This is a genomic window from Clostridium lacusfryxellense (genome assembly GCF_018861735.1).
Classification (GTDB): Bacteria; Bacillota; Clostridia; order Clostridiales; family Clostridiaceae; genus Clostridium_AD; species Clostridium_AD lacusfryxellense.
Window position 1 is genome coordinate 1 of the sequence record NZ_JAHLEB010000123.1, and the last position, 2,410, is coordinate 2,410.

The 2,410-nt window shown below is 30.8% G+C and carries 2 protein-coding genes; both read left to right on the plus strand.

Going from position 1 to position 2,410, the window contains the following annotated elements; genetic code table 11:
* Positions 1-97 precede the first annotated feature (97 nt).
* Entirely contained in the window at positions 98-1,816 is a 1,719-nt protein-coding gene (locus KPL55_RS25470) for a cache domain-containing sensor histidine kinase (protein WP_216309548.1), read from the plus strand.
* Between the two features lie 3 nt (positions 1,817-1,819).
* On the plus strand, positions 1,820-2,320 hold the full coding sequence (locus KPL55_RS25475; RefSeq protein WP_216309549.1) for a substrate-binding domain-containing protein: 501 nt from the start codon (positions 1,820-1,822) through the stop codon (positions 2,318-2,320).
* The last annotated feature ends 90 nt before the right edge of the window (positions 2,321-2,410 follow it).

The following is a 2,410-nucleotide window of genomic DNA, read 5'->3' on the forward strand; positions in this document are numbered from 1 at the left end:
TAATAATTTGATTAGTAAAAAAGCAAATAACCAGTAGATAATTATTAGTATTATAGTTATAATTTGACTTAGGAATGCAGTTTCATAAAGCTATATTTTGACGCACTACATTATAGTGACAGGTATGGTTTTGATGAGTTTAGTACTTTATAATAAATTTTATGAGACTGCAAAAATTAATTCTGCTATAAGTACATCTCAAATTATGGACCAGGTAAATATAAATTTAGGATATTATATTGATGGCATGTCTGAAGTTTCAAATTTAGTAAATGATGAATTAAATAATGATATGATTACTACGGGAAACAATATAGATAACTTATTGGAAATGGCCTTAAAGTTAAGGAAGGATATTGTTACTTTAGCTGTTTTTTCGAAAAATGGGGACCTAGTTGCTAGTTCTTCTGGGCTCAAGTTGAAAAAAGGATTGAATGTTCAGCAAGAGGAATGGTTTAAAGAAGAAAAGCTTAATCCTGAGTCACTTCACTATTCTTATCCACATGTGGAGAATTTATTTACAGGTAAACATTTGTGGGTAGTTTCACTTAGCAGAGAAACAAACATCAACTATAATTATAAAAGTGTTATTAAAAATGATATTGTAGAAAAAGGTGTTTTACTTGTTAATCTGAATTTTAGTGCAATTGATGAATTGTGCCACAATGTGAGCCTAGGTAAACGGGGATACATGTATATCATAGATAAATATGGGAATATAATATACCACCCTCAGCAACAAATGATTTATGCTGGACTTAAAAAGGAGAATATAGATTTTGCAGTGAAACGTCAAGAGGGCAATTACATTGAAGATTATAATGGTGAACAAACTGTTGTGAGTATTAAAAACGTAAAATACACTCAGTGGAAGCTAGTAGGAGTAAGTTATAACAATGATATGATAACGACCCAAAATGATATTTACTCATATTTTGTTCTTATATTAATTGTCAGTATTTTTATTATTTGTGGTATTTCAATATTAATATCAGCAAGAATTTCTATGCCTATCAAAAAGCTTGAAAAAATTATGAGGAAAGTTGAACAAGGGGAGCTTAATATTTATGCAGATGTAGAAGGAGAGAAAGAAGTAAGACAATTATCGAAAACTTTTAATTTAATGATTTATAAGATTAGACAACTTATGGAACAAATCATTGAGGAACAGGAAGAAAAAAGAAAAAGTGAACTTAAAGCTTTGCAGGCGCAAATTAATCCTCACTTTCTATATAATACATTGGACTCCATTGTGTGGATGGCCGAGAATGATGAAAACGATGGAGTTGTACAAATGGTTACTGCCTTAGCTAATTTTTTTAGAATTAGTATTAGCCGAGGTGGAGATATTATTGATATTAGAGAAGAACTACAGCATGCAAAAAGCTATTTAATTATACAACAAATTAGATATGGTGATAAATTTGATTTTATTATAGAAGAGATGCCACCTTCTCTTATAGATCATAAAACATTAAAGATTATATTACAGCCTATAATTGAAAATGCAATATATCATGGTATAAAAGGGATGGTAGATAAGGGGTATATTAGAATTAGTGGACAAGTAATAGGAGATAAGATATGCCTTTGCGTTACTGATAATGGTCTTGGCATGTCAATGGATAAAGTTTCTAAAATACTTCTTAAGAAAGAAAAAAAAGAGAAAGGTTCAGGTATTGGGGTGAAAAATGTTCATGAGAGAATACAACTCTATTATGGACGGGAGTATGGGCTTGAAATTAGCAGTGAAGTAGATGAAGGAACAACAGTTAAAATATGGATCCCTCTAACAGGTGAGCAGGAAGGAGAGTAAAATTTGAAACTCAAAATAAAATTATTTCTATTTATGGTTACATTTTTAATTTTATTTTTAAGTGTAAAACAACTTAATACAGGCATACCCACGGTTGAAAAGAAAAAAACTATTGCAGTGATTGTAAAGACCAAAAATAATGATTTTTGGAAAACTGTTATGATTGGAGCGGAGGCAGCGGGGAAAGAATTTGGCGTAAATATAGAGTTTAGTTGTCCTCCTGACGAAAAAGATTCAGATGCCCAAATAAAGGAGGTTAATAGTTCTATAAACAAAAAAGTTGATGCAATTGTTCTTGCGGCATGTGATTATGAAAAACTTGTTAAGGTTTCTGAAACGGCAATAGAAGTAGGCATACCTGTTGTCATAATTGATTCAGCTATAAATTCTTCGAGAATATCTAGCTTTATTGCAACAGATAATAAGGAGGCAGGAAAGCTTGCAGGAAAAAAACTTGTAGAATTAGCTGGCAAGCAGTGCAATGTGTTAAACGTCAAATTATAACTAAGTGAAACGTCATTTTATTTCTATTATTAGTAGGTAATCTACGTCAGATTATCTCTGCAAAATCACTTTATAAATAAGGAAAAAGCA